24 protein-coding genes and 2 tRNA genes are annotated in these 24,989 nt (G+C 67.9%); 8 read left to right on the forward strand and 18 right to left on the reverse strand.

Annotated features, from left to right (window positions below; all coding sequences use genetic code 11):
- The 3 genes from B842_RS10715 to clpS are packed head-to-tail and all read right to left on the reverse strand — an operon-like array spanning position 1 to position 1,876.
- Positions 1-960 carry a P1 family peptidase gene (locus B842_RS10715; RefSeq protein ID WP_040086621.1) on the reverse strand — a complete coding sequence of 320 codons (960 nt, stop codon included), beginning with the start codon at positions 958-960 and terminating at the stop codon, positions 1-3.
- The gene (locus B842_RS10720; RefSeq protein ID WP_040086622.1) at positions 960-1,535 is read right to left on the reverse strand and encodes a DUF2017 domain-containing protein; all 576 of its coding nucleotides are present in this window, start codon (positions 1,533-1,535) and stop codon (positions 960-962) included. Before B842_RS10720 ends, B842_RS10715 begins: the two co-directional genes overlap by 1 nt.
- Positions 1,536-1,543: 8 nt before the next feature.
- Positions 1,544-1,876, reverse strand: a complete 333-nt coding sequence (clpS, locus tag B842_RS10725) for an ATP-dependent Clp protease adapter ClpS (RefSeq protein ID WP_174520256.1) — start codon at positions 1,874-1,876, stop codon at positions 1,544-1,546.
- A 199-nt stretch (positions 1,877-2,075) separates the two neighbouring features.
- Here clpS and B842_RS10730 point away from each other — a divergent pair, with 199 nt between their 5' ends.
- From B842_RS10730 to B842_RS10740, 3 genes are all read left to right on the forward strand, one after another.
- Positions 2,076-2,621, forward strand: a complete 546-nt coding sequence (locus B842_RS10730; protein ID WP_082028440.1) for a CAP domain-containing protein — start codon at positions 2,076-2,078, stop codon at positions 2,619-2,621.
- Between the two features lie 26 nt (positions 2,622-2,647).
- Positions 2,648-3,997: a nicotinate phosphoribosyltransferase gene (locus tag B842_RS10735; protein ID WP_373277283.1), complete on the forward strand. Its 1,350-nt coding sequence runs from the start codon at positions 2,648-2,650 to the stop codon at positions 3,995-3,997.
- An 85-nt stretch (positions 3,998-4,082) separates the two neighbouring features.
- Complete coding sequence (locus tag B842_RS10740) at positions 4,083-6,038, forward strand: ATP-dependent DNA helicase (RefSeq protein WP_040086627.1); 1,956 nt, start codon at positions 4,083-4,085, stop codon at positions 6,036-6,038.
- Here B842_RS10740 and B842_RS10745 read toward each other — a convergent pair.
- The 4 genes from B842_RS10745 to ctaD all read right to left on the reverse strand — a co-directional run bounded on the left by B842_RS10745 (position 6,026) and on the right by ctaD (position 10,743).
- A complete protein-coding gene (locus B842_RS10745) occupies positions 6,026-6,784 on the reverse strand; it encodes a hypothetical protein (RefSeq protein WP_040086629.1) in 759 nt (252 codons plus the stop codon). The genes B842_RS10740 and B842_RS10745 overlap by 13 nt on opposite strands.
- A 39-nt stretch (positions 6,785-6,823) precedes the next feature.
- A complete protein-coding gene (locus B842_RS10750; protein ID WP_040086630.1) occupies positions 6,824-7,591 on the reverse strand; it encodes an aminoacyl-tRNA hydrolase in 768 nt (255 codons plus the stop codon).
- The gene (serB, locus tag B842_RS10755; RefSeq protein WP_052437894.1) at positions 7,591-8,898 is read right to left on the reverse strand and encodes a phosphoserine phosphatase SerB; all 1,308 of its coding nucleotides are present in this window, start codon (positions 8,896-8,898) and stop codon (positions 7,591-7,593) included. The genes B842_RS10750 and serB overlap by 1 nt, the downstream gene beginning before the upstream one ends.
- A gap of 102 nt (positions 8,899-9,000) precedes the next feature.
- Positions 9,001-10,743, reverse strand: a complete 1,743-nt coding sequence (gene ctaD, locus B842_RS10760; RefSeq protein WP_040086631.1) for an aa3-type cytochrome oxidase subunit I — start codon at positions 10,741-10,743, stop codon at positions 9,001-9,003.
- A 576-nt stretch (positions 10,744-11,319) separates the two neighbouring features.
- Between ctaD and B842_RS10765 the strand changes: the two genes are divergently transcribed.
- Positions 11,320-12,039, forward strand: coding sequence for a FadR/GntR family transcriptional regulator (locus tag B842_RS10765; protein WP_040086632.1), 720 nt, complete (start codon positions 11,320-11,322; stop codon positions 12,037-12,039).
- Positions 12,040-12,125: 86 nt separating this feature from the next.
- Here B842_RS10765 and nrdE read toward each other — a convergent pair whose 3' ends face one another.
- The 4 genes from nrdE to ykgO all read right to left on the reverse strand — a co-directional run bounded on the left by nrdE (position 12,126) and on the right by ykgO (position 15,678).
- The gene (gene nrdE / locus B842_RS10770; RefSeq protein ID WP_040086633.1) at positions 12,126-14,276 is read right to left on the reverse strand and encodes a class 1b ribonucleoside-diphosphate reductase subunit alpha; all 2,151 of its coding nucleotides are present in this window, start codon (positions 14,274-14,276) and stop codon (positions 12,126-12,128) included.
- 37 nt (positions 14,277-14,313) lie between these two features.
- Positions 14,314-14,760 carry a class Ib ribonucleoside-diphosphate reductase assembly flavoprotein NrdI gene (gene nrdI, locus B842_RS10775; protein WP_040086634.1) on the reverse strand — a complete coding sequence of 149 codons (447 nt, stop codon included), beginning with the start codon at positions 14,758-14,760 and terminating at the stop codon, positions 14,314-14,316.
- A 113-nt stretch (positions 14,761-14,873) separates the two neighbouring features.
- On the reverse strand, positions 14,874-15,107 hold the full coding sequence (gene nrdH, locus B842_RS10780) for a glutaredoxin-like protein NrdH (RefSeq protein WP_040086635.1): 234 nt from the start codon (positions 15,105-15,107) through the stop codon (positions 14,874-14,876).
- 448 nt (positions 15,108-15,555) lie between these two features.
- Complete coding sequence (ykgO, locus tag B842_RS10785; RefSeq protein ID WP_005511141.1) at positions 15,556-15,678, reverse strand: type B 50S ribosomal protein L36; 123 nt, start codon at positions 15,676-15,678, stop codon at positions 15,556-15,558.
- A 159-nt stretch (positions 15,679-15,837) separates the two neighbouring features.
- Here ykgO and B842_RS10790 point away from each other — a divergent pair, with 159 nt between their 5' ends.
- Together B842_RS10790 and nadE are read left to right on the forward strand one after the other, a co-directional pair.
- Entirely contained in the window at positions 15,838-16,362 is a 525-nt protein-coding gene (locus B842_RS10790; RefSeq protein WP_040086638.1) for a CbrC family protein, read from the forward strand.
- Positions 16,363-16,391: 29 nt separating this feature from the next.
- Positions 16,392-17,228, forward strand: a complete 837-nt coding sequence (nadE, locus tag B842_RS10795; RefSeq protein WP_040086639.1) for an NAD(+) synthase — start codon at positions 16,392-16,394, stop codon at positions 17,226-17,228.
- Here the strand turns inward: nadE and B842_RS10800 are convergent.
- From B842_RS10800 to B842_RS10810, 3 genes are all read right to left on the reverse strand, one after another.
- Positions 17,225-17,983, reverse strand: a complete 759-nt coding sequence (locus B842_RS10800) for a fructosamine kinase family protein (protein WP_040086641.1) — start codon at positions 17,981-17,983, stop codon at positions 17,225-17,227. The two genes, nadE and B842_RS10800, sit on opposite strands and share 4 nt — an antisense overlap.
- Positions 17,984-17,993: 10 nt before the next feature.
- A complete protein-coding gene (locus tag B842_RS10805) occupies positions 17,994-18,416 on the reverse strand; it encodes a pyridoxamine 5'-phosphate oxidase family protein (RefSeq protein ID WP_040086643.1) in 423 nt (140 codons plus the stop codon).
- Between the two features lie 148 nt (positions 18,417-18,564).
- Positions 18,565-18,637 (reverse strand) — tRNA-Ala (locus B842_RS10810).
- A gap of 236 nt (positions 18,638-18,873) precedes the next feature.
- Between B842_RS10810 and B842_RS10815 the strand changes: the two genes are divergently transcribed.
- Complete coding sequence (locus tag B842_RS10815) at positions 18,874-20,064, forward strand: IS1249 family transposase (RefSeq protein ID WP_040084484.1); 1,191 nt, start codon at positions 18,874-18,876, stop codon at positions 20,062-20,064.
- Positions 20,065-20,182: 118 nt separating this feature from the next.
- Here B842_RS10815 and B842_RS10820 read toward each other — a convergent pair.
- The 4 genes from B842_RS10820 to pgm form a co-directional block, all read right to left on the reverse strand.
- Positions 20,183-20,255, reverse strand: a tRNA-Ala gene (locus B842_RS10820).
- A 119-nt stretch (positions 20,256-20,374) separates the two neighbouring features.
- A complete protein-coding gene (locus B842_RS10825) occupies positions 20,375-21,106 on the reverse strand; it encodes a DsbA family protein (protein ID WP_040086644.1) in 732 nt (243 codons plus the stop codon).
- 26 nt (positions 21,107-21,132) lie between these two features.
- A complete protein-coding gene (locus B842_RS10830; protein ID WP_040087627.1) occupies positions 21,133-21,573 on the reverse strand; it encodes a MauE/DoxX family redox-associated membrane protein in 441 nt (146 codons plus the stop codon).
- 178 nt (positions 21,574-21,751) lie between these two features.
- Positions 21,752-23,410: a phosphoglucomutase (alpha-D-glucose-1,6-bisphosphate-dependent) gene (pgm, locus tag B842_RS10835; protein ID WP_040086646.1), complete on the reverse strand. Its 1,659-nt coding sequence runs from the start codon at positions 23,408-23,410 to the stop codon at positions 21,752-21,754.
- A 160-nt stretch (positions 23,411-23,570) separates the two neighbouring features.
- On the opposite strand from pgm, the gene B842_RS10840 reads away from it, so the two are divergent.
- Complete coding sequence (locus B842_RS10840; protein WP_040086647.1) at positions 23,571-24,989, forward strand: alanine/glycine:cation symporter family protein; 1,419 nt, start codon at positions 23,571-23,573, stop codon at positions 24,987-24,989.

The raw sequence follows: 24,989 nt of genomic DNA on the forward strand, positions 1-24,989 counted from the left end.
TCAGTCGCGGAGGATCTCCGCCCAGCATGCGACGCCGTGGCCGGGGACGGCGGACACGACGGCGTCGACAAGCGCCTGCTGCACCACATCCGCCGCCGCGGCCGACAGGGCGTGCAGCGTCTCCACGTCCACCCCGGACGCCTCCGCCGCGGTACCGACCGCGAACAGCGTGTCCCCGTCCAGCGGGGAGTGCGCCGGCCGCACGGCCCGCGCGATGCCGTCGTGCCCGACCATCGCCAGCCGGGTGACCTGGGCGGTGGTGACCGGCGCGTCAGTGGCGACCACCCCGATCGTCGTGTTCAACCGCGCCGCCGGATGCTCCAGCGCCCCGAACCTCTCCGTGTCCACCGCCGGCCGCCCGGGGTCACCCCACAGGAGACCAGTCTCCGGGTCGATGACCGACCCCACCGGGTTGGCCACCACCAGGGCGGACACCGTGTACTCCCCCACCGGCGCCGACGCCTGACCGACGCCCCCACGCAGGACCCCGGCCGTCGCCCCGCACCCGGCACCGACGCTGCCCCGCGCCGTGGCCCCCGCCGGATCCCCGGCGAGCGCCGCCGCCACCGCCGCCGCGCCATCTGCGGCGGTCGGCCGGTGGTCGGCGTCCCCGACGAACAGGTCGAAGATCACCGCGGCCGGCACGATGGGCACACGCGGACCGGGCCGCCCCTCCCCGAGGACCGGGAAACCCCGCCCGGCGCGCTCCAGCTCACGCATCGCCCCGTCGGCGGCGGCCAGCCCGAAGGCCGACCCGCCGGCAAGCACGATCGCATGGACACGCTCCACGGTGTTGTGGGGCTCCAGCAGGTCCGTCTCCCGGGTACCGGGACCGCCGCCGCGGACGTCGACGCCGGCCACCATGCCCGCCGGGGACTCCGCGACGACGGCCGTGACGCCGGTGTCCCCCAGGGAGGCGTGCCCGACGAGGAGTCCGGGGACGTCGACAAGCGCGGACATCAGTCCATCATCGCCGTGAGCAGGCTGTCCTGGTTGTAGCCGAGCCACTCGATGAGCGCGGTGGTCTCCTCGTCGGCGGGGGCCGGCGCCTGCCCCTCAAAACCCTCAACCGCGTCTCCCCCGGCCGCGCCCACGCTGGCCGCCAGGTAGAGCCGCAGATCGTTGAGGCCCGCGATGAAGGCCCTGGCCTCCTCCTCGCTCAACGTGATGTTCACTCCCCCGTCGGGCCCGACCTTCTCCGCCAGGACCTGCAGGTTCTGCAGCTTCGCACGGCAGATGTCGTTCTCGTGGAGGCTGCGGAGCAGGGAGTTGTCGCCCTCGTACTCCTCGTCGCCCTCCCGCTCGAAGTCGGGGAGCAGCCGGGCCATGGCGGGGTCCTGCGGCGCCTCCTTGTGGCCGGAGGGGATGCCGGTGAGCTCGGCCAGCTCATCCTTCGGGGCCGACTGGGCACGCTGGATGATGGCCTCACTCACGGTCGCCACCAGGTTGCCCAGCACCTCCCGCTCCAGGGGCTCAAGCACCGTCTGATACCGCGCCGCCCGCATGAGTCCCTTCTTCCGCCGCCATGCCTGCATCCTGTCTCCTATCCGGCCTGCTGCATCGTGGCCCACAGGCCCGCGGTGTGCAGCTTCTTGACGTCACCCTCGACCTTGTCCTTCTCACCTGTCGAGACGACGGCCTTGCCCTCGGTGTGGACCTGCATCATCAGCTCGGTGGCGCGCTTGCGTCCGTAGCCGAGGACGGTCTGGAAGACATAGGTCACGTAGCTCATGAGGTTGACCGGATCATCCCATACGATGCACATCCACGGCAGATTCTCCGAGGTGGCGACGTCGACCTCGATCGCCTCGTCGAGCTCCGGGGTCGCCATCGGGGACCCCATTCCGGGCGCACTCATCAGTACTGGACCTGTCATGTGACTCAGCCTACTCAACGCACCCGGAGGTTGGCAGAGCCACCGTGCCTGTCGTTCCGCCACCCCCTCCCCGACGCCGGAACCGGCCCGGTCGGTCAGGTGGTGTATCCCCCCGCGGGCGGGTACGTTCTTTCTCAGTACTTCCGACTACACTGTTTCCCTTTCAACCACGCCTATTCTTCCGAGGACCCCCACCGCCATGTTCCCGTTGTCGTCAGCCCCCTGGACGTCCCCGCAGGGGATGAAGGACCTGCTGTCGAACGCGGGCGTCCTCCTCACCGTGGGCAGCCTCATCATGTCGCTGCTGCTGGCCTTCACGCCCGGTGGCCCGGCGTCGGATGATCCGGGGGACGCGGGCGAGGACATCGGCTACGTCGTCCCGGACGCGGAGACGCAGGCGAAGCTCACCACGATCCACGACGAACTCGTCTTTGCGGTGAACGCCCTGCGGATGAAGGAACACGTCCCGCCGCTGGCGCTCGACTCCCACATGGAGCGCACCGCCCAGCGCCACGCCCAGAAGGTCGCGGTCCTGGGGACGCACGTCGACTCCCCGAACAACGTCACCCTGCTGCAGCACAGCCTGCCGCTGGAGGAGGCCTCCGGCCACGCCTTCATGGAGGCCTGGCTGCACTCCGCGCCGCACACCGCGGTGCTCATCGACGCCCGCTACTCCTTCCACGGCACCGGCGTCGCCGTGGGTCACGGCCGCGTGTGGGTGACGCTGCAACTCTCCGCCAGGTGAGCACCGACCGATATACAGTGGGCGGTGTGAACGAGACCACACCCACCACCCAGGCCGCCTCGCTGCCGCCGAACCGCTCGACGTCGCTGCTGACGGACATGTACGAGCTCACCATGCTGCAGGCCGCGCTGCGCGACGGCACGGCACACCGCAGCTGCACCTTCGAGGTCTTCGCTCGCCGGCTGCCCAATGAGCGTCGTTACGGCGTCGTCGCGGGCACCGCCCGCGTGCTGCGTGCGATACGGGACTTCGTCTTCACGGAGGACCAGCTCACGCACCTGAGCTTCCTCGACGACCGGACCCGCGAGTTCCTCCGGGACTACCGCTTCACCGGGCAGATCGACGGCTACCGGGAGGGCGAGCTCTACTTCCCGTACTCCCCGCTGCTCACCGTCCGCGGCACCTTCGCCGAGTGCGTGATCCTCGAGACGGTCATCCTGTCGATCATGAACGCGGACTCCGCGATTGCCTCGGCCGCCGCCCGCATGGTCACGGCCGCCGACGGCCGCCCCATCATCGAGATGGGTTCACGCCGCACCCACGAGTACGCGGCGGTCACCGCCTCCCGGGCGGCCTACCTGGCCGGTTTCACCGCCACCTCGAACCTGGAGGCCTCCCACCGCTACGGCATCCCCGCCTCCGGCACCGCCGCGCACGCGTGGACGCTGCTGCACATCAACGAGGACGGCACCCCGAACGAGGAGCTGGCCTTCCGCTCCCAGGTCGAGGCCCTCGGCCCGGACACGACGCTGCTGGTGGACACCTACGACATCACCAAGGGCGTCGAGACGGCCGTCCGGGTCGCCGGCCCCGAGCTCGGGGGCGTCCGCATCGACTCCGGTGACCTCGGCGCCGTCACCCGGCGCGTCCGCCGGCAGCTCGACGAGCTCGGCGCACACAACACCCGGATCGTCGTGTCCTCGGACCTCGACGAGTTCGCCATCGCCGGTCTGCGCGGCGACCCGGTCGACGTCTACGGTGTCGGCACCTCGGTGGTCACGGGTTCAGGTGCCCCGACCGCCAGCATGGTGTACAAGCTGGTCGAGGTGGACGGGCACCCCGTCGCGAAGCGTTCGCGCGGCAAGGGCATGACGGGCGGCGGCAAGCAGGCGGTGCGTACCTACCGTTCCTCCGGCGTCGCCGTCGAGGAGCTGGTCTCCCCCTTCGGTGCGGAGGCGCCGGACACCGGGCGCCTCACCTCCCGTCAGCTCACGGTCCCGCTCATGCGAGACGGCGTGGCGGTGGAGGGCCTGCCGACCCTCCACGAGTCCCGCGCGCACCTCGCGGAGCAGCTGCTGACGCTGCCGTGGGAGGGCCTGGCGCTGTCGCGCGACGAGCCGTCGATCAGCACCCGTTTCGTGGGCTTCCCCGGGTAGCGGGAACCTCTCCCCCGGCGTGGCCGGCCCCCGGCGTTAGACTCGGGGGCCGGCCCCTCATCTTCTTCCCGCCAGGAGGCACCGCGTGTCCCACTCCACCACCACGCTTCTCGACGCCGCCGTCGACGCCCTCGGCGGCACCCGCCGCGACGGCCAGGTCGCCATGGCGGAGGCCGTCACCCGTGCGCTGGAGACGGAACGGCACCTGGCGGTGCAGGCCGGCACGGGCACCGGCAAGTCGCTGGCCTACCTGGTCCCGGCGATCCGGCACGCGCAGGCCACGGGTTCCTCGGTCATCGTCTCCACGGCGACCATCGCCCTGCAGCGGCAGCTGGTCGAGAGGGATCTGCCGCGTCTGGCGGACGCCCTGGAGAAGGTCATGGAGCGGCGCCCCACCTTCGCGATCCTCAAGGGTCGCTCCAACTACGTCTGCCTCAACCGCATCGGGGCGGACGAGGACCCGGAGGAGGCGCTTCTCGACGAGGCCGAGGTCTCCTGGCTGGGCCGGCACGTCGCCCGCGTCCACGAGTGGGCGCAGGAGACGGAGAGCGGCGACCGCGACGACCTCGAGCCCGGCGTGCCGGACCTGGCGTGGCGGCAGGTCTCCGTCACCGCCCGTGAGTGCCTCGGGGCGACGCGCTGCCCGCACGGCGAGGAGTGCTTCGCGGAGGCGGCGCGTCGGAAAGCACATGAGGTCGACATCGTGGTGACCAACCACGCGCTGCTGGCCATCGACGCCCTCGCCGACATCGACATCCTCCCCGAGCACGACGTGGTCATCATCGACGAGGCCCACGAACTCGACGGCCGCATCACCTCCGTCGCCACCAACCAACTGTCACGCACCGCCCTGACACTGGCCGCCAAGCGCGCCGGGAAGCTGGGTGCCGACGGCCGCGACGACAAGGTGGTGGAACTCACCGACGACTGGCTGGCGGCCGCCGCGCTGCTGCCCGCCGGCCGGTGGAGCGACATCGACGACGCCGCCCGCGGCCCGCTCGCCGGCCTCCGCGACGGCCTGTGGTCCCTCCGCGACGCCGTCGCCCGCGCCCCCGAGGGCGAGGCCGCGCACGATCCGGAGAAGAACGCCGAACGGCAGAACCTCACCAACCACCTGCAGGAACTTCACGACGCCATCGTGCGGATCCTCACCGTGTTCGACGAGGAGGACGCGGCGTCGCAACGCGACGTCGTGTGGCTGGACCGCGACGACCGCCGCGGCGACGTCCTCATGGTCGCCCCGCTGTCGGTGGCCGGGCTGCTCCACGAAAGGCTCTTCGGCGAGCAGACCGTCGTGCTCACCTCCGCGACGCTCACCATCGGCGGGCGTTTCGACGCGATGGCCGCCTCCTGGGGACTGCCCCGCGGCACGTGGGACAGCCTCGACGCCGGCACCCCCTTCGACCCGCGCCGCTCCGGCATCCTCTACACGGCCCGCCACCTGCCGGACCCCGGCCGCGACGGCCTCGCCGCCGAGACCCTCGACGAGATCCACGACCTCATCATGGCCGCCGGCGGCCGCACCCTGGGACTCTTCTCCTCCCGTCGCGCCGCGGAACAGGCCGCCGAGGCGATGCGTGCCCGCCTGCCCTTCGACGTCTACTGCCAGGGCGACGACACGACCGGCGCGCTGGTGGAGAAGTTCGCCCGCAACGAGAACGCCTGCCTCTTCGGCACGCTCACCCTGTGGCAGGGCGTCGACGTTCCGGGCAGCGCCTGCTCCCTGGTCCTCATCGACCGGGTCCCCTTCCCCCGCCCCGACGACCCGCTGCTGCAGGCCCGCAAGGAGGCCGCGGAGGCCGAGGGACGCAACGGCTTCATGGAGGTCGCCGCCACGCACGCGGCCCTGCTCATGGCCCAGGGCGCGGGCCGCCTGCTGCGCTCGGTCAACGACCGCGGCGTCGTCGCCGTCCTGGACAACCGCCTGGTGACCAAGCGCTACGGCTCCTTCCTCCGCGCCTCGATGCCCGCCTTCTGGGAGACGACCGACCCGCAGGTGGTCCGCGGTGCGCTCGAGCGTCTGGTGGCTCAGGACCGGTGAAGGAGCCGGTCGCCGCTGCCCTGGAGTGCGGCGTGCGCCATCATGCAGGCGTTCAGCGGCGCGGTGATCAGCACCCCGACCACCGTCAGGCTGCCCACCGCATTGAGCAGCAGGGAGAACAGCACCAGCAGGAGTGAGTGCCCGGGGTTGGCCCGGACGATGTCCACGGACCCCCGGAAGATCCCGTTCAGACCGCTCTCCGGGCGGCTGAACGCCAGGTAGGGCACGAACATCAGCAGCACCGCGGCCACCAGGCCGGGGATGACCAGCAGCAGCATGCCGACGAAGGTGACCAGCCCCATCAGCACGTAGGCCACGAAGGGGACACCCAGCTCCCGCAGGCGGAAGAAGTCACTGAGGTCCACCGGCTCCCCCTGCACCTGGCGGACAGCGTTGCGGTAGACGTTGAGGGTCCACACCATGCCCAGGACGAAGACGATGAGCCAGACGAGGACCAGAGCGGCGACCGTCGCCGGCGACAGGGCCACGGCCTGCTCCTCCCCCGCGTACTCACGCAGGGCGACCGGCGCGACCAGCACCACCGTGAGGATGACGGTGACGGCCAGGACGATGAGCATGGCCAGGACCCACGGCAGGACGTTGCTGAACAGCGCCTTCGTCCCCTGGGTGAGGCTCTCGACGGCGTCGAGGGGGCGCGGCTCACCGGGCGGGACCGGCCGGGGCAGGTCTGCGGGATAACCGGGATAGCCGGGGTTGGCGGCGTAGGGATCTTCGGGGCGGGTCATGGTCGATCCTTTCGAGGATGTGTCCTGGATCCCAGTGTCTCACGGACGGGCCCCGCGGAGGTGGGCTTCGTCGCCGGGGAGCGCCAGCACGGTGAGGGCGTCGGGGGCGACCTCCGTGTAACCGGCGTCCCGCACCGTCACCACCCCCGGGGTGCCGAGGTACGCCGCGAACTCCGCATGCGGCACCTCCCGCACGTTCAGCGGAAAACCGCGGGCCGCCCATGCGCGGACCCACCCCAGGTCCTGGGCCGCGGCCAGCAGCATGCTCGCGTGCCCGACCTGGGCCGCCGCCTTGCCGGTGGTCATCTGCAGGTCCCGGTCCACGAGGATCAGCGGGGTGCCGGGCTCCACGGGGCCCGGTTCCTCCGGGGGCAGCTCCGTCCCCTGGATCTGCAGCTTCCGCACCGGCGGCGGGACCGCCGACACCGCCGAGGGCACGAACGCCCGTGCCTGGGCGCCCCGCACGTCGACGGTGACGCCCGGCACCTCCTGCACCTCCCGCCACGCCTTGTTGCGGGCCCGGCGGGTCACCTTGCGGATGAGGTGGTCGTACCAGCCCTCCAGCCCCGCCCGCCAGGACGGGTCCCCCGCGACCCTGTCGGAGAGGCAGACGGCGACAACCGCCCGCGCCGCGGCCTCGAGGAGGTCGGTACGGCGGGGCGGTTGTGTCTTCGGCACGTGCAGGGCGATCTGCATCGCCTGCACGGTCTCCTGCTGCTCCGGGTTCTCGGAGCGGTCGTGCCGGTTGTCGCTCACCCGCGCGCTCAGGAGGGCGTGCGCGAGGGCGAGCGGATCGGTCTCCTCCACTACCGTGCGGAGACCTCGAGCGGGACCCGGCGGAAGGTGCCGTCCTCCAGGTCGGACTCGTCGATCTCCTCGCGCGGGACGCCCAGGATGTGGAGCACCTCGTCGAGGAAGGGGTGGTTGACGGAGGTGTCGGCGATCTCGCGCAGCGCCGGCTTGGCGTTGAACGCGATGCCCAGGCCCGCCGCGGAGAGCATGTCGATGTCGTTGGCACCGTCACCCACGGCCACGGTCTGGTACATCTGCAGGCCGGAGTCCTCGGCGAACTCGCGCAGCAGCTCCGCCTTGCGGGCACGGTCGACGATGTCACCGGTCACGCGGCCGGTGAGCTTGCCGTCGACGATCTCCAGGGTGTTCGCGCGGACGTAGTCGAGCTGGAGGTCCTCGGCCAGGTCCTCGAGGACCTGGATGAAGCCACCGGAGACGACGGCCGTGCGGTAGCCCATCTTCTTCAGGGTGCGGATGGTCGTGCGGGCGCCCGGGGTCAGGACGATGTCGCGGGCGACCTCGTCGATGACGGAGGCGTCGAGACCCTCGAGGGTGGCGACGCGCTCACGGAGGGACTCCTCGAAGTCGAGCTCGCCGCGCATGGCCCGCTCGGTGACCTCGGCGACCTCGGCCTCCTTGCCGGCGTGGGCCGCCAGCATCTCGATGACCTCACCGGTGATGAGGGTGGAGTCGCAGTCGAAGATGACCAGACGCTTGGAGCGGCGCAGCAGGCCGGCACGCTCGATGGCGATGTCGACGCCCAGCTCGGTGGTCAGCTCCGCCAGTGCCTTACGCATGGCCTTGCCGCCGCCCGGCTCCGGGTTGGCGATCGTGATCATGATCTCCAGGCCGGTGATCGGGTAGTCCGCGATGCCGCGGATACGGTCGATGTTCGCGCCGTAGTTGGCCAGCGTCTGACCGATGGCCGACACGTCGGTGGCGGTCACCGGGTTGCCCAGGACGACGGCCACGTGCGTGGACCGCGGGCTGGAGTGCTGGCCCTCCGGGACCATCTCGACGGTGGCGAGCTGCCCGTGGCCCTTGAGGGTCTCGGTCAGGCCCTCGCGGAGACGGTCGACGCGCTCCGGGTCGACGCCCACGTAGGCGGCGAGGGAGAGGTATCCACGGAACTGGGACTGCTCGACGTCGAGAAGCTGGACGTCGTGAGCGGACAGGACGCGGAAGAAGGCGGCCGTCACGCCCGGCCGGTCACGGCCGGTGAGGGTGATGACTGCGGACTCCAGTCCGGGCTGGAGCGCCACCTGCAGCTGCTGCTGTGCTTCGGTGTCGGCGGTATCGGGGTTCTGAGCTTGATCTGCCACGGGATCATTCTTTCATGGGAGGGGGTTTCGAACATGCCGCAACCCCCGGTAGAGGGATCTACCGGGGGTCGTGTCAGTCGGAGGGGTCTATGTCAAACCCTTTTAGCGGACCTCGGCCGGAGCCGGAGTCTGGGTGATCTCCGCGCGCTCGTCGTGGGCACCGGTGTGTGCCTCGCGACGCATGCGCTCAACCATGTGCGGGTAGTGCAGCTCGAACGCCGGGCGCTCGGAGCGGATACGCGGCAGGGAGACGAAGTTGTGACGCGGCGGCGGGCAGGAGGTCGCCCACTCGAGGGAGTTGCCGTAGCCCCACGGATCGTCGACGGTGACGACCTCGCCGTAACGCCAGGACTTGAAGACGTTCCAGACGAACGGGATGACGGAGGCGCCCAGCAGGAAGGAGAACACGGTGGAGATCTGGTTCAGCAGGGTGAAGCCGTCAGAGTCAAGGTAGTCGGCGTAACGACGCGGCATACCCATGTTGCCGACCCAGTGCTGGACCAGGAAGGTGCCCTGGAAGCCGATGAAGGTGATCCAGAAGTGGATCTTGCCCAGACGCTCGTCCAGCATGCGGCCCGTCATCTTCGGGAACCAGAAGTAGACGCCGGCGAAGGAGGCGAACACGACGGTACCGAACAGGGTGTAGTGGAAGTGCGCGATCAGGAAGTAGCCGTCAGCCAGGTGGAAGTCCAGCGGCGGGGAGGCCAGCATGATGCCGGTCAGGCCACCGAAGAGGAAGGTGGCGACGAAGCCGACCGCGAAGATCATCGGGGTCTCCCAGGTGATGTGACCCTTCCACATGGTGCCGACCCAGTTGAAGAACTTGACGCCGGTCGGGACCGAGATCAGGAACGTCATGAAGGAGAAGAACGGCAGCAGGACGGCACCGGTGACGAACATGTGGTGTGCCCACACGGCCATGGACAGGGCGCCGATGGCGAGGGTCGCGAAGATCAGGCCGATGTAGCCGAACATCGGCTTACGGGAGAAGACCGGGATGACCTCGGAGATGACACCGAAGAACGGCAGTGCGAGGACGTAGACCTCGGGGTGGCCGAAGAACCAGAACAGGTGCTGCCACAGGATGGCGCCACCGTTGGCGGTGTCGTAGATGTGCGCGCCGAGCTTGCGGTCGTACAGGACGCCGAGGGCGGCGGCGAGCAGCAGCGGGAAGATCATCAGGGCGATGACGGAGGTGACGAAGATGTTCCAGGTGAAGATCGGGAGACGGAACATGGTCATGCCCGGCGCACGCATCGTCAGGATGGTGGTGAGCATGTTGATGGCGGAGACGACGGTACCGATACCGGTCGCACCGACACCGATGATCCAGAGGTCAGCGCCGACACCCGGGGTGTGGACTGCATCGGACAGCGGGGAGTACATGGTCCAACCGAAGTCGGCCGCACCGCCCGGGGTAAGGAAGCCGGACAGCATCGCGACACCACCGACGGTGGTGATCCAGAAGCCGAAGGCGTTCAGACGGGGGAAGGCCACATCCGGCGCGCCGATCTGCAGCGGCAGGGCGTAGTTGGCGAAGCCCCAGACAATCGGCGTACCGAACAGCAGCAGCATCACGGTGCCGTGCATGGTGAACAGCTGGTTGAACTGCTCGTTCGACAGGAACTGCAGACCCGGTGCGAAGAGCTCCGCACGGATCAGCAGGGCCATAAGGCCGCCGAGGAAGAAGAAGCTGAAGGACATGATGATGTAGTAGATGCCCAGCTGCTTGTGGTCGGTGGTGATCAGCATATCCCAGGCACGAGACCCCTTACGGTCAAGACCTGTCGGCTGAGGACGAGTCGGCTCGATGTAATCATCAAGCCTTGGCGCCACTGCGGTCATAGTTCCTCCTGACTACGAGACAGCCCGCACTACACGGACTGCCAAGCTTTTACTGCGTCTCATCTTAAAGGACGCGTAAGAGATTATTCCAGCCCAATAGGAGCTGGAGACGTAAGCCAGTGTAACCCCACCGGCCCTACAAACCGCAAGGATAACGGCAATTCGGGGCGAATCCACCCGAGATCGGCGACCACCCCCGACATTTGTGACTCAGGCCACGGTTGCGAACTGGGACATTAACATTCCCCGGGACTCCCGGGAACTCCCCACTACCCCCGGCCGGGCTCAAACTTTCGTATAGTCCCCCGTGTCGGGAACTAATCCGCCGTGACGTTCGTCCACCGGCGCCGGCACCCCTCCCGCCCGCCGGACGATTCCTTATATATAGGGATGTGTTGCACCCGGGGCTTCTGCCCCGTCCCACCACGCCTGATCACCCCCGAATCGGAAGGTTGCCCCGGCCGGCGCCGTGGGTTGAATCCCCCGATTTATGGGAATTACCTGTGATACCGGCCCGGTGAGCGTTTAGAATGACTAATAGCTAAGTTGTTCCCGCAACCGAAGGGTTCCCCAGCCATGACAGAGACACAGCGCACCCCGGCCGCACCGCTGCTGGACAATGTCCTGGACGAGCTCGGGCGCGACATCATCTCCGGGACTCTGCCGGAGGGCCGGACCTTCACCCTGCAGGATCTGTCCAACCGTTTCGACATCTCACGCACCGTCGCCCGTGAGGCCATGCGCGCCCTCGAGCAGCTCGGTCTGGTGTCCTCGTCCCGCCGCGTCGGCATCACCGTCCGCCCGCGGGCGTCGTGGGCCGTCTTCGACCAGTCGATCATCGACTGGCGTCTCGCCTGCGCCACCGAGCGCCGTTCACAGCTGCGCTCCCTCAACCAGCTGCGCACCGGCATCGAGCCGCAGGCGGCCCGCCTCGCGGCCCGCAACGCGAGCCTCGCGCAGCGGGAGGAGCTGGTGGGCCTGGCCGCGCGTCTGCGGGAGATGGGCACCTCGGGTGGCGGAGCCTCCCAGGAGTTCCTCGACGCCGACAGCCGTTTCCACAACCTGCTGCTCGAGGCGTCGGGCAACGAGATGTTCGCCGCCCTCGCCCCCTCCCTGCTCAGTGTCCTCCACGGCCGCACCCGGTACGGGATGCAGCCGGCGGACCCGGCCCCCGCGGCCCTGACCGCCCACGAGCAGCTGGCCCGGGCCGTCGCCGACGGCGACGAGGCCGCGGCGGAGGAGCAGTCCCGCCAGCTGCTCACCGAGGTCGCGCAGATGTTCGTCGACGACTACTGAGCCGCTTGCCGACGCCCCCGGGCGTCGGCACCGCAGACGCCGAAGGCACGGACCCTCCCGAGGGTCCGTGCCTTTTTGTCATTCGCCTAGAGCATGCAGGAGACGCAGCCCTCGATCTCGGTGCCGGTGAGGGCGACCTGACGCAGGCGGATGTAGTACAGGGTCTTGATGCCCTTGCGCCATGCGTAGATCTGCGCGCGGTTGATGTCGCGCGTGGTGGCGGTGTCCTTGAAGAACAGGGTCAGGGACAGGCCCTGGTCGACGTACTTCGTGGCGATGGCGTACGTGTCGATGATCTTCTCGTAGCCGATCTCGTACGAGTCCTGGAAGTAGTCCAGGTTCTCGTTGTTCATGTGCGGGGCCGGGTAGTAGACGCGGCCGATCTTGCCTTCCTTGCGGATCTCGATCTTCGACGCGATCGGGTGGATCGAGGAGGTCGAGTTGTTGATGTAGGAGATCGACCCGGTCGGCGGGACGGCCTGCAGGTTGCGGTTGAACAGGCCGTGCTCCATGACCTCGGCCTTGAGGTCGGCCCAGTCCTCGGCGGTGGGGACATGCGCGGTGGAATTCTCGAACAGCCCCTTGACCTTCTCGGTCTTGGGCGCGAAGTCCGCCGGGTCGAAGCCGTCGAAGTAGCTGCCGTCGGCGTACTTGGACTTCTCGAAGCCGACGAACTTCTCGCCGCGCTCCTTGGCCAGCTTGTTGGAGGCCCGCAGTGCCTGGTACAGGACGGCCGCGAAATAGGCGTTGGTGAAGTCGAGGCCCTCCTCGGAGCCGTAGTAGATGTGCTCACGGCCGAGGTAACCGTGGAGGTTCATCTGGCCCAGGCCGATGGCGTGGGAGGCCCGGTTGCCCTCGCGGATGGACGGGACGGAGTCGATGCTGGTGAACTCCGCGACGGAGGTGAGGCCACGGATGGCGGTCTCGACGGTCTTGGCGAAATCCGGGGAGTCCATCGCCAGGGCGACGTTCATGGAGCCCAGGTTGCAGGAGATGTCCTCGCCGATGGTCTCGTAGGAGAGGTCCTCGTGGTAGGTCGACGGGGTGTTGACCTGCAGGATCTCGGAGCACAGGTTGGACATGTTGATGCGGCCGTCGATCGGGTTCGCGGCGTTGACCGTGTCCTCGAACATGATGTACGGGTAGCCGGACTCGAACTGGATCTCCGCCAGGGTCTGGAAGAAGTGGCGGGCGTTGATCTTGGTCTTGCGGATCCGCGGGTCCTCGACCATCTCGTCGTAGAGCTCGGAGACGGAGATGTCGCCGAAGGGCTTGCCGTAGATGCGCTCCACGTCGTACGGGGAGAACAGGTACATGTCGTCGTTGCGACGTGCCAGCTCGAAGGTGATGTCCGGGATGACCACGCCGAGGGAGAGGGTCTTGATGCGGATCTTCTCGTCGGCGTTCTCGCGCTTGGTGTCGAGGAAGCGCATGATGTCCGGGTGGTGTGCGTTGAGGTACACCGCGCCGGCGCCCTGGCGGGCACCGAGCTGGTTGGCGTAGGAGAAGGAGTCCTCGAGGAGCTTCATCACGGGGATGACGCCGGAGGACTGGTTCTCGATGTGCTTGATCGGTGCGCCGGCCTCACGCAGGTTCGACAGGAGCAGGGCGACGCCGCCGCCGCGCTTGGACAGCTGCAGGGCGGAGTTGATGGCGCGGCCGATGGACTCCATGTTGTCCTCGATGCGCAGGAGGAAGCAGGAGACGAGCTCGCCACGCTGGGCCTTGCCCGCGTTGAGGAAGGTCGGGGTGGCCGGCTGGAAGCGGCCGGTGAGGATCTCGTCGACGAGGTTCTCGGCGAGCTCGCGGTTGCCGTCGGCCAGGAACAGCGCGGTCATGGTGACGCGGTCCTCGAAGCGCTCGAGGTAGCGGCGACCGTCGAAGGTCTTCAGCGTGTAGGAGGTGTAGTACTTGTACGCGCCGAGGAACGTCGGAAAGCGGAACTTGTAGGAGTACGCGCGCTGGAACAGCGACTTGATGAACTCGTAGTCGTACGCCTCGAGAACCTCCGGCTCGTAGTACTTGTTGTCCACGAGGTACTTCAGCTTCTCGTCCAGGTCGTGGAAGTACACGGTGTTCTGGTTGACGTGCTGCAGGAAGTACTGGTTGGCCGCTTCCCGGTCCTTGTCGAACTGGATCTGACCGTTCTCGTCGTAGAGATTCAGCAGCGCGTTGAGAGCGTGGTAGTCGAGCTGCTCCTCCTGGGAGGTCGTGAGCTCGGAGGTCTTCGTGGTCAAAGCTTCTTCAGGCCTTTCTTGAGGGTCGACAGGGGTGTCAGCACGTGGCGGTCTGCGGCAGCGGCGTCAGTCCGAGCGCCTCCGCGTTGGTGAGGAGCCCCTCCCGCAGGATACGCACATCCTCGGAGTTGCCCATCAGCTCGAAGCGGTACACGTACGGGACGTTGCACTTCTTCGCGATGATCTCGCCGGCGAGACCGAAGTCGCTGCCGAAGTTGGAGTTGCCTCCGGCGACGACCGCGCGGATGAGGCTGCGGTTGCGTTCGTCGTTGAGGAATCGGATCACCTGCACCGGGACGGGGCGGGAGTTCTGGTGGGTGAGGGACGCCCCTCCCCCGTAGGTCGGGCAGACGAGCACGTAGGGCTCGTCGACGACGAGGGGTTCCTCGTTGCGGTGGAGCGGGATGCGCACGTTGGGCAGATCCAGCTTCTCGACGAAGCGGCGCGTGTTCTCCGTCACGGATGAGAAGTACACGACGAGCATCTTCGATTCACTTCCCTTCCAGGAAAAAAGCCGCCCAGTGTCTCGTGGGCGGCGGGGCGGGCGGGGGCACACGGTCGGGCCCGACTCCCGGCGGGCCGATCCGGGGCCGGGACCTAGGCGACGACGGCAGCGAGGCTGCTGATGCGCTCCGGGCGGAAGCCGGACCAGTGCTCGCCGTTGGCCTCGACGACCGGGGCCTGGAGGTAACCGAGGGCGAGGACGTAGTCACGGGCCTCGTCGTCGAGGCTGATGTCCACGGTCTCGTAGGAGAGGCCGGCGCGGTCGAGAGCCTTCTCGGTGGCCTTGCACTGGACGCAGGCGGGCTTGGTGTAGAGGGTGATGGACATGGGAGTGGACCTCATTCTCTCGGTTGCTGTCTCGACTTCAGGGCGCTGGACGGGGTGTCTTCCCGGTCCGGCGGCGGTACCAACGACACTATACTTTGTGGTCAATACCTGCAACTAGCACTACATATAGTAGTTACACCGATGATATTCCCAGCACACCCACCAAACCCGGCCCACATGTTGACCCACCCTCACGAGTTGAACCACACCCGTGAAACCACAACCATGTGATTTTCCCGGTTCTTTCCCCGCCCGTTACCTGATTGTTACCTTCCCCGGCAGCCGACCCTGACCGTTCCGTGTGACACCGGAGCCCCGGCCGGGCCGCCCAGGACCCCAGCGTCACACCACGTGGTCAGCGCCTCCCACCGGCAGAAGCGCAAAAAGAGAACCGCCCACCGTCGCTGTCCGGGGACAACGGGGTGGACGGTTACTCAGCAGCTGACGCTTAGCCCTGGCGAGCCTTGAAGCGCGGCTCCTTCTTGTTGATCACGTAGACCTTGCCGCGGCGACGCACAACCTGGGCGCCCGGCTTGTTCTTCAGCGACCGAAGCGACTTGCGGACCTTCATCGGGCGCTCCTTTCTGTATGCGCGATTTCAGTTAAGACTGCGACTTTTCCAACATGGCCATACAGCCATGACACGAGGGAACATGTTACCCCATTCCGCGGGCAACCTCCAAAACGCTCCCCGAGCGGCACTCATCGCGCAGCACTAGGGTCACTGTCCATGTCCCCCGAACGTGCCCTCCCCTCCTTCCGCCTCCATCCCGACCCCGTGGCCACCGGCGCAATCGAGCCCGACGCAGACGCCGTCTGCGAGTGCTGCGGGGAACAGACCGGCTGGAACCATACGGCCCCCGTGTACCGGGTCGGTGAGTCGCCGGAATTCCTGTGCCCGTGGTGCATCGCCTCGGGCCGTGCGGCCCGGGAGTTGGAGGTGTCCTTCGCCACCTACACGGTCACGAATGAACCCATCCCCCCGGAAAGCCTCGACGAGCTCTCTTACCGTACGCCCTGTTTCTCGTCGTGGCAGGACCCGATGTGGATGACCCACTGCGGGGACGCCGCCGCCTTTCTCGGGGAGGTGGGCTGGGACACCCTGCAGTCGCTGCCGGACGCGCAGCAGTCGCTCCTCGACTACGGCCTGCCCGCCGAGGAACTGCCCCACCTGGTCAAGTACGGTTGGATCGCGGCCTTACTTTTCCGCTGTCTCACCTGTGGCACGCACGTGGCCTACTACGACATGGGTTAGCACTCACCCACGCAGCTAGGATCGGAGGCATGTCCCAGCCTGCAGCCCCGCTCCAGAAGCACATCATCGACACCCTGCGCACGCGCCCGCGTATCGACGTCCCCGCCGAGATCGCCGCCCGCGTCGAGTTCCTCGCCGACTATCTGCGCACCACCGGCCTGAAGGGCTACGTGCTGGGTATCTCCGGCGGGCAGGACTCCACGCTCGCGGGGCGTCTGGCCCAGCTGGCCGTCGAGAAGCTCCGTGCCGAGGGCCGGCAGGCCGAGTTCTGGGCTGTGCGCCTCCCCCACGGCGTGCAGTTCGACGAGGACGACGCCCAGATGGCGCTCGACTTCATCCGCCCCGACCACCGGGTGACGGTCAACATCGCCGGCGCGACCGGCCAGATGAACACCGCCGTCGCCACGGCGCTGGGCCAGGAGGAACTGGACGACTTCAACGAGGGCAACGTCAAGGCCCGCCAGCGCATGATCGCCCAGTACGCGATCGCCGGGGAGAAGGCCGCCCTGGTCATCGGGACAGACCACGCGGCGGAGAACGTCACCGGCTTCTTCACCAAGTTCGGCGACGGCGCCGCCGACATCATGCCCCTCACCGGACTGAACAAGCGTCAGGGCGCGCAGATGCTCGAGCACCTGGGTGCCCCGCCGGCGACGTGGGAGAAGGTCCCCACCGCCGACCTCGAGGACGACCGTCCCGCCCTCCCCGACGAGGAGGCCCTCGGCGTGTCCTACGAGCACATCGACGACTACCTCGAGGGCCGCGAGGTCCCGGCGGAGGCACGGGAGCGCATCGAGCACCTGTGGCGCATCGGCGCCCACAAGCGGCACCTGCCGCCGGGGCCGCACGACACCTGGTGGCGTTAGGCCAGCAGCTCCAGCGTGTCGCGTGCCGCCTGCACCAGCGGCCGCGCGTAACCGCGCCCGTGGGTGAGGGCGTGCACCGCCAGGGGGTGGAGCTGGTGCAGCGGGAAATGGTCGCGGAAGTCCGCCGGCAGCGCCGTGACCTCCCGGTAGCCGCGCCACACATCGTCGGGGAACGGCACGCCGAACAGTGACAGCATCGCCAGGTCGGTCAGCGGGTGCCCGCCGTGGGCGGCCGGGTCGATGAACACGGGGCCCTCCTCCGTGAAGAGCAGGTTGCCGGCCCACAGGTCGCCGTGGATGCGGGCGGGCGCCACGTCCCACCGCTTACCGACGACCGCCGCGCACGCCTCCTCCACCACCGCCAGGCCGGCGGCGTCGAGGTTGCCCGCCTCATGCGCCCGACGGGCGAAGGGCAGGACGCGCTGCCCGACGTAGAACGCGCCCCAGTCGTCCGTGGGCGTGCACTCCTGCTCCTGGGTGCCGATGTAGTTCGGCCCCTCCCAGCCGGTCGGCGGGGCCCCGAACGCCTCCGCCCCGGCCCGGTGGATCAGGGCCAGTTCACGGCCCGCCTGCCGGGCCACCTCCTGGGTGGGGCCCACCTCGCGCACGAGACGGGTCTGCAGGGTGTTCGCGTCGGGGTCCAGGGAGACGACCTCGGCGACCGCGTCGGAGGCCTCCCGGAGCCACCGCAGCCCCGCGGCCTCCGCCTCAGCGGATCGGGGCTCACGGGGCTGCTTGGTGAAAACGTCAGTCATGCAGGAGAGTCTAGTAACGCTCCGGCTCCTCGCCGACCTCGAACTCGCGGCCGGAGATGTCGGTGGCGGTGATGCGCACCCAGTTGTACTTGAGGGTCGGGGCCCACGGCTTCAGGCCCAGGGTCTCCGCGTGGGCGACCTCCTCCGGCTTCTCCAGCACCTCGGCGGTGCCCTTGACGATGACGGACCACGCGGTCTCGCCCTCGAGGCCGTCGGCCTCGAAGAGGACGTCGTGGTTGAGGGCGAGGGTGAACAGCTTGGCGCCCTCGGCGGTGCGGAAGTAGATCGCCTCGCCGTCGACGACGAAGTTGACGGGGAAGATCTCGATGTCGTCCTTGCGGCGCATCACCACGCGGCCGGGCTGCACGTCGGCGAGGTAGGCCAGGGACTGCTCGGTGCTCAGGGTGCGGAATACTTCATCGTTGAAGGACATGCTGGTGAAACTCCTCGTTCGGTTGGACGCTGATGTGTATCTCCACACTACGTCGGATACCCCGGTGACGAGCGGTGTGCCTCCGGCGATCTCCGTCACCACCCCACCAACGGGAAGAGGCCCACCCGAAGGTGAGCCTCTCATGAAGTGGAGCTAAGGGGACTCGAACCCCTGACCCCCACACTGCCAGTGTGGTGCGCTACCAGCTGCGCCATAGCCCCGTTGGAACTTGTTTCACTGTACACGGAGCAGTCGCACACAACCAAATCGTGCCTTTTTCGTGCCCCTTCACACCGGCCGGGGCCGGGTTAAGCACTAAAAAGTGTGTCCGTGACTCTGCGTAGCCCCAGCACAGTGCCACTAAACCGGGGTTTAATAGCTCCCGAACAGCTATTTCCCGCACGTTAACCCACCCCGGTGCCGCCTTCTGCTAGGCCCGCTCGATTGGCTGTAAGCGGTGACCACAAACCGACCCCGCTGCCCCGTATGCAGCCACACCACCAAGAAAAACGGCACCACCAGCAAAGGCACCACCCGCTGGCGCTGCACCGACTGCGGACACTCCTTTGTCCGCACCACCCAGCACGACCACCCCCACGCCGCCACCATGCGGACCTTCATCACCTGGGTCACCGGCACACAATCCCTGACGGCCCTGGCCGAACACCACGGCCGCCACCGCAACACCCTCAGCCGTCGGATGTCCTGGTGCTGGTGGATCATCCCACCCTCAGCAGTCGACCCGCACCGCATCCACGACCAGATCTTCCTCGATGCCACCTTCCTGGCCAGCGGCTGCCTGCTCATCGCCGCCAGCCGCACCCACATCATCAACTGGACCTGGGCACGCACAGAAACCACCGCCGCCTACCGGGAACTGATCAGCCCGATCCCCGCACCATTGATGGCTGTCATCGATGGTGGCCAAGGCGCCGCCTCCGCGATCACCTCCACATGGCCGACCACAATCATCCAACGGTGTCTGGTCCACGCCCAACGAGTTGTCCGCCGCCACACCACCAGCCGGCCACGCACCGACGCAGGGAAAACCATCTACCGTCTGGCCCTGCAGCTGACCCGGATCACCACCCTGGACCAGGCCGCCGAATGGACCGCGCACCTCCAGCAGTTCGGTGCCGTCTACCAGGACTGGCTCAACCAGAAGACCACCGTCCAGGACCCGGTGACCCGTCAGTACAAGCAGGTGTTCACCCATCCACGGGTCCGTGCCGCCTATCATTCGCTGCTGTCGTTGTACCGGCGGAAACTGCTGTTCAACTACCTCCAACCACCTGCCGGGGCCGTGGACCCGGACAGGTTCGCCCCGACCACCAACGTCCTGGAGGGCGGGTTCAACGCACCGGTCAAAGAGCTCGCCCGTCGCCACCGCGGACTGTCGCGTCCCCATCAACGCACCGTCATTGACTGGTGGCTGTACCTGAAGACACAAACTCCTGACGATCCAGTAGCGATCGCCAGGAGTCAGTCCTGGGGCCAAGTCGCACTTTCCACGGCGCAGGACTTGGTCAACCACGAAAACACCCGCCCCGACATAAACGGAATCGGTGCCCCTGCAGGCTACGACACTGCGATTGATTCCAGCTACCAGCACTCCATGGGCATCCAGCAAGGATGGATAGGCCGCTGACCCGCCTCGTCTGGCCCAGACGACACGCCCGGGCCAGACACACTTTTTGGTGCTTAACCCCCGGGGCCTGCCACGCGGAACGAAAAGAGGCCCACCCGAAGGTGAGCCTCTCATGAAGTGGAGCTAAGGGGACTCGAACCCCTGACCCCCACACTGCCAGTGTGGTGCGCTACCAGCTGCGCCATAGCCCCGTTGGAACGTGTATCAATGTACACCGCATTGCACTGACGCTCCAAATCGCCTGGTCAGAAGCTTATCGACGACACCGTGCACACCATCCACGTGGTCGTCGACAAGCATCCTTAAGGGCTTAGCCCAGGACGACGTCCAGCCACTGGTTGATGTCCGGGGAGTTGACGTCCTTGCCGTCCTGGATGACGCGCGGCGAGGAGACGGAACCGGTCTCGGCGTTGAGCTTCTCGGCGTTCACGGCGGCCAGGGCGTCGGCGGCCTCGACGTTCTCACCGGAGCGGATCTTCTCGACGACCGCGTCGGAGGCACCCAGCTGCTTCGCGGCGTCGGCGAAGTCGTCGTTGGACCACTTGTTGTAGATGTCGGCCTGCTCCTCCATGAGGGCGGCACGGTAGTTCCAGTAGACGTCGGTCTCACCGGACTCGGCGACGGCCAGGACGGCTGCGGCGGCGCGGGTGGAGTGGCCGTCGACGTTGCCACGGTCCAGGAAGTTCAGGGTACGGACGTTGACCACCAGGTCGCCGGCCTCGATGGCGGCCTGCATCTGGGCGTCGGTGTTCTCCGCCAGCTGACCACAGTAGGAGCAGGAGAAGTCCTCGTAGAGGTCGACCTCGGGGGCGTCGGCCCGGGCGTTGTCGGCCCGGAGGGTCACGGCGTTGTCGGAGAAGTCCGAGGTGAAGGCGACGTCGACCCGCTCACGGTCGGCGAGGTGCTCGGTCTTCTTGCCCTGGCCGGACATGACGATGTAGCCGATCACGACGGCCGCGATGGCGATGACGGCCACGACGGCCCAGATGAAACCGCTGCCGCCCTTGGCGTTCGGGTTGGAGACCTTGGTGGACTTGCTCACTTGTTGATCCTTAGGTTGTCGGGGTGTCAGGGGTAGAGGGCGAACCTCTGGAAGGGACGGTAGACGGTCCACAGCGTCAGTGCCAGGAACGCCAGGTCACGCAGGATGGTGACGAAGTAGTCCATGGCCAGCTGATCCACGTTCGGCTCGATGTTGAAGCAGCCGCAGTCGATGCTGAGCCCACGGAGCCACGCCTGGGCGACGCCGATGATGAACAGCACCATCACCCACGCGGCCACCTTGCTCGCCGGCCGCAGGAAGATGCCCAGCAGCAGCAGGACACCGCCGGCGATCTCCAGCGGGCCGATGAGCCGCGCCAGGACGTCCGACCAGTACGGCGTGAAGATCTCGTACGCCGCGATCGCCTGCGTCATGTTGAGGTGGTCGTTGAGCTTGGGGATGCCGGCGGAGATCCAGATGTACGCCATGAAGAAGCGCGCGAACGCGCTGACCGCGTCGAGGATCAGCCGCCCCTTCCGGGACCCTGCCGCTGAATCAGCGACGTCGGCCGCGCCGTCCGGGACCTCCCGGGCAACGGCCGACGTCGTATCTGCATGTTTGGTGGTGGACACAGCCACATACTTTAGTCCACCACACATCTCCCGGCCCACATGAATTCTGCAGGTGGGCCAAGATCACAGGCTGCTACTGGCCGAGCACCTGGCTCACCACAGCCTGCGCCTCCTGCTGCACCTGGCGCAGGTGCTCCTCACCCTTGAAGGACTCGGCGTAGATCTTGTACTTGTCCTCGGTGCCGGAGGGGCGGGCCGCGAACCAGGCGTTCTCGGTGGTCACCTTGAGGCCGCCAATGGCCGCGTCGTTGCCCGGCGCGTTGGTGAGCTTCGCGGTGATCGGCTCGCCGGCCAGCTCGGTCGCGGTGACCTGCTCCGGGGACAGCGCCTTGAGGATGGCCTTCTGCTCACGGTTGGCGTCGGCGTCGGTGCGGGCGTAGGCCGGGGCACCGTACTCGGCGGCGAGCTCGGCGTAACGCTGGGACGGGGTCTTCCCGGTGACCGCGGTGATCTCGGCCGCCAGCAGGTCGAGGATGAGGCCGTCCTTGTCGGTGGACCACACCTGGCCGTTGCGGCGCAGGAAGGAGGCGCCGGCGGACTCCTCGCCGCCGAAGCCGACGGAACCGTCGATGAGGCCCGGGACGAACCACTTGAAGCCCACCGGCACCTCGACCAGGCGGCGGCCCAGGGACGCGACGACGCGGTCGATCATGGAGGAGGAGACCAGGGTCTTGCCGACGGCGGTGTCCGCGCCCCACTCCGGGCGGTTGGCGAAGAGGTACTCGATGGCCACCGCGAGGTAGTGGTTCGGGTTCATGAGGCCGTGGTCCGGGGTGACGATGCCGTGGCGGTCGGCGTCGGCGTCGTTGCCGGTGGCGATGTCGTAGCGGTCCCGGTTGGCGATCAGCGAGGCCATGGCGTCCGGGGAGGAGCAGTCCATGCGGATCTTGCCGTCGGTGTCCAGGGTCATGAAACGCCAGGTCGCGTCGACCTCGGGGTTGACCACGGTGAGGTTGATCTTGTGGGTGTCGACGATGGCGCCCCAGTAGTCCACGGAGGCGCCACCCATCGGGTCGGCGCCGATGGACAGGCCGGAGTCCCGGATGGCGGCCATGTCGACGACGTTCGGCAGGTCGTTGACGTAGGAGTCCAGGAAGTTGTACTTCCCGGCTCGCTCGTCCAGCACGCCGGAGACCGGGTTGCGCTGCACGCCCTCGAGGCCGGCGCGCAGGTAGCCGTTGGCGCGGTCGGCGATCCAGTCGGTGGCGTCGGTGTCGGCGGGGCCGCCGGACGGCGGGTTGTACTTGAAGCCGCCGTCACGCGGCGGGTTGTGGGACGGGGTGATGACGATGCCGTCCGCCCGCTTCGGGTCGGTGCCGGTCACGCCGCCCGTCAGGCCGGCGTTGTGCGCGAGGATCGCGTGGGAGATCGCCGGGGTGGGGGTGTAACGCCCGCGGTCGTCGACAAGCACGTCGACGCCGTTGGCGATGAGCACCTCGAGCGCGGACACCATGGCCGGCTCGGACAGGGCGTGCGGGTCACGGCCGACGAAGACGGGGCCGCCGATGTTGTTCTCCCGGCGGTAGTCGACGATGGCCTGCGTGGTGGCCCAGATGTGCTGCTCGTTGAAGGCGTTGTCGAGGGAGGAGCCACGGTGACCGGAGGTGCCGAAAGCGACTTGCTGGTCCGGGTTGTCGACGTCGACCTCGCGGGTGTAGTAGGCGGTCACCAACTCCGCGATGTCGATGAGGTCCTCGGGACGTGCCGGCTGGCCTGCGCGCTCGTGTGCCATGTCTCTCCTTGCAATCCTGTTCCTGGGCATCGGTGACATCCATTGTCGTCGCGTCACAGGGACCCTGCACGGGTGCCGACGGAAGATGTCCCTTCCCACCCCCGGCAGGGGGCACCACCCCGGTGTGGCCGGCGCCACAGGCTGGTAGTACCTTGTTCCCATGGAATCGCTGCAGAACGCACTCGACACCGCCGGAGGGGTGGTGTGGGGGCCGTTCGTCCTCATCCCGCTGCTGCTGGGCACGGGCCTCTACCTCACCGTCCGTCTGGGCGGCATCCAGTTCCGGACTCTCGGACGCGCCCTCCGGCACGGTCTCCTCGACCACGCCGACACCTCCGGCAAGGGTGACATCACCAACTACCAGGCGCTGACCACGGCGCTGGCCGCCACCGTCGGCGTGGGCAACATCGTCGGCGTCGCCACGGCCCTGTCGGTCGGTGGCCCGGGTGCCCTGTTCTGGATCTGGGTCACCGGCCTGGTGGGCATGGCCTCGAAGTACGCGGAGGCGTTCCTCGGCGTGCGTTTCCGCACCACGGACGCGAAGGGTGAGCAGTCGGGCGGCCCGCAGTACTACCTCAAGCGCGGCATCCCCGGTCCGGTGGGACAGGTCCTGGCCTTCCTGTTCGCCCTGTTCGCGGTGATCGCGTCGTTCGGCATCGGCAACCTGACGCAGGCCAACGCGGTGGCCTCCAACATGGAGGGCACCTTCGGCGTCTCCCCCGTCGTCTCCGGCGCGCTGATGCTGGTCTTCCTCGGTCTGGTGCTGGTCGGCGGCATCCGCGCCATCGGCCGGGTGACCGCAGCGTTCGTGCCGATGATGATCCTCCTCTACGTCACCGCCGGCCTCGTCGTCCTCGCCCTCAACATCGACCAGATCCCGGCGGCCCTGGCCCTCATCGTCACCGACGCGTTCACCGGCACCGCCGCCACGGGTGGTTTCGTCGGCGCCGGCATCATGCTGGCCATCCAGTTCGGTGTCGCCCGCGGCATCTTCTCCAACGAGTCCGGCATGGGTTCGGCGGCCATCGCCGCAGCCGCCGCGAAGACCTCCCACCCGGTGCGCCAGGGCCTGGTGTCCATGACGCAGACGTTCATCGACACCCTCATCGTGGTCACCATCACCGGCCTGGTCATCATCACCGCCGGGGTGTGGGACACCGGCCGCGAGACCGCCGGCACCATGACCGCCGCCGCCTACTCCACCGCCCTGCCCGGCGAGTGGGGCGGCACCATCGTGTCCCTGTCGATCATCTTCTTCGCCTTCTCCACGCTCATCGGCTGGTCCTACTACGGCGAGCGTTCCCTCGAGTCGCTCGTCGGCCGCGCAGGCACTGTTCCCTACCGCCTGCTGTTCACCCTCACGGCCTTCGTCGGCGCGACGGTGGAACTGGAGCTCGTGTGGTCCTTCTCCGACCTCGCGAACGGCCTCATGGCACTGCCGAACCTCATCGGACTGCTCATCCTCTCCGGTCTCGTGGCCCGCGAGACCAGGTCCTACCTCAAGTTCGACCCGCACCTGCGGGCCTCCCCGGAGGAGGTCGCCGCCTTCATGCGCGCCCAGGGCTCCGAGTGGCGCTGA

Source organism: Corynebacterium humireducens NBRC 106098 = DSM 45392, assembly GCF_000819445.1.
Taxonomy (GTDB): Bacteria; Actinomycetota; Actinomycetes; order Mycobacteriales; family Mycobacteriaceae; genus Corynebacterium; species Corynebacterium humireducens.

Bases quoted from the DNA above. Each gene is read 5' to 3' on its own strand.
- B842_RS10790 (WP_040086638.1), top strand. From the start codon at position 15,838: ATGTCCCCCGAACGTGCCCTCCCCTCCTTCCGCCTCCATCCCGACCCC.
- ctaD (WP_040086631.1), bottom strand. From the start codon at position 10,743: ATGACCGCAGTGGCGCCAAGGCTTGATGATTACATCGAGCCGACTCGT.
- B842_RS10800 (WP_040086641.1), bottom strand. From the start codon at position 17,983: ATGACTGACGTTTTCACCAAGCAGCCCCGTGAGCCCCGATCCGCTGAG.
- pgm (WP_040086646.1), bottom strand. From the start codon at position 23,410: ATGGCACACGAGCGCGCAGGCCAGCCGGCACGTCCCGAGGACCTCATC.
- nrdI (WP_040086634.1), bottom strand. From the start codon at position 14,760: ATGCTCGTCGTGTACTTCTCATCCGTGACGGAGAACACGCGCCGCTTC.
- clpS (WP_174520256.1), bottom strand. From the start codon at position 1,876: ATGACAGGTCCAGTACTGATGAGTGCGCCCGGAATGGGGTCCCCGATG.
- nadE (WP_040086639.1), top strand. From the start codon at position 16,392: ATGTCCCAGCCTGCAGCCCCGCTCCAGAAGCACATCATCGACACCCTG.
- B842_RS10765 (WP_040086632.1), top strand. From the start codon at position 11,320: ATGACAGAGACACAGCGCACCCCGGCCGCACCGCTGCTGGACAATGTC.
- B842_RS10720 (WP_040086622.1), bottom strand. From the start codon at position 1,535: ATGCAGGCATGGCGGCGGAAGAAGGGACTCATGCGGGCGGCGCGGTAT.
- B842_RS10715 (WP_040086621.1), bottom strand. From the start codon at position 960: ATGTCCGCGCTTGTCGACGTCCCCGGACTCCTCGTCGGGCACGCCTCC.
- B842_RS10805 (WP_040086643.1), bottom strand. From the start codon at position 18,416: ATGTCCTTCAACGATGAAGTATTCCGCACCCTGAGCACCGAGCAGTCC.
- ykgO (WP_005511141.1), bottom strand. From the start codon at position 15,678: ATGAAGGTCCGCAAGTCGCTTCGGTCGCTGAAGAACAAGCCGGGCGCC.
- B842_RS10840 (WP_040086647.1), top strand. From the start codon at position 23,571: ATGGAATCGCTGCAGAACGCACTCGACACCGCCGGAGGGGTGGTGTGG.
- B842_RS10745 (WP_040086629.1), bottom strand. From the start codon at position 6,784: ATGACCCGCCCCGAAGATCCCTACGCCGCCAACCCCGGCTATCCCGGT.
- nrdH (WP_040086635.1), bottom strand. From the start codon at position 15,107: ATGTCCATCACCCTCTACACCAAGCCCGCCTGCGTCCAGTGCAAGGCC.
- B842_RS10730 (WP_082028440.1), top strand. From the start codon at position 2,076: ATGTTCCCGTTGTCGTCAGCCCCCTGGACGTCCCCGCAGGGGATGAAG.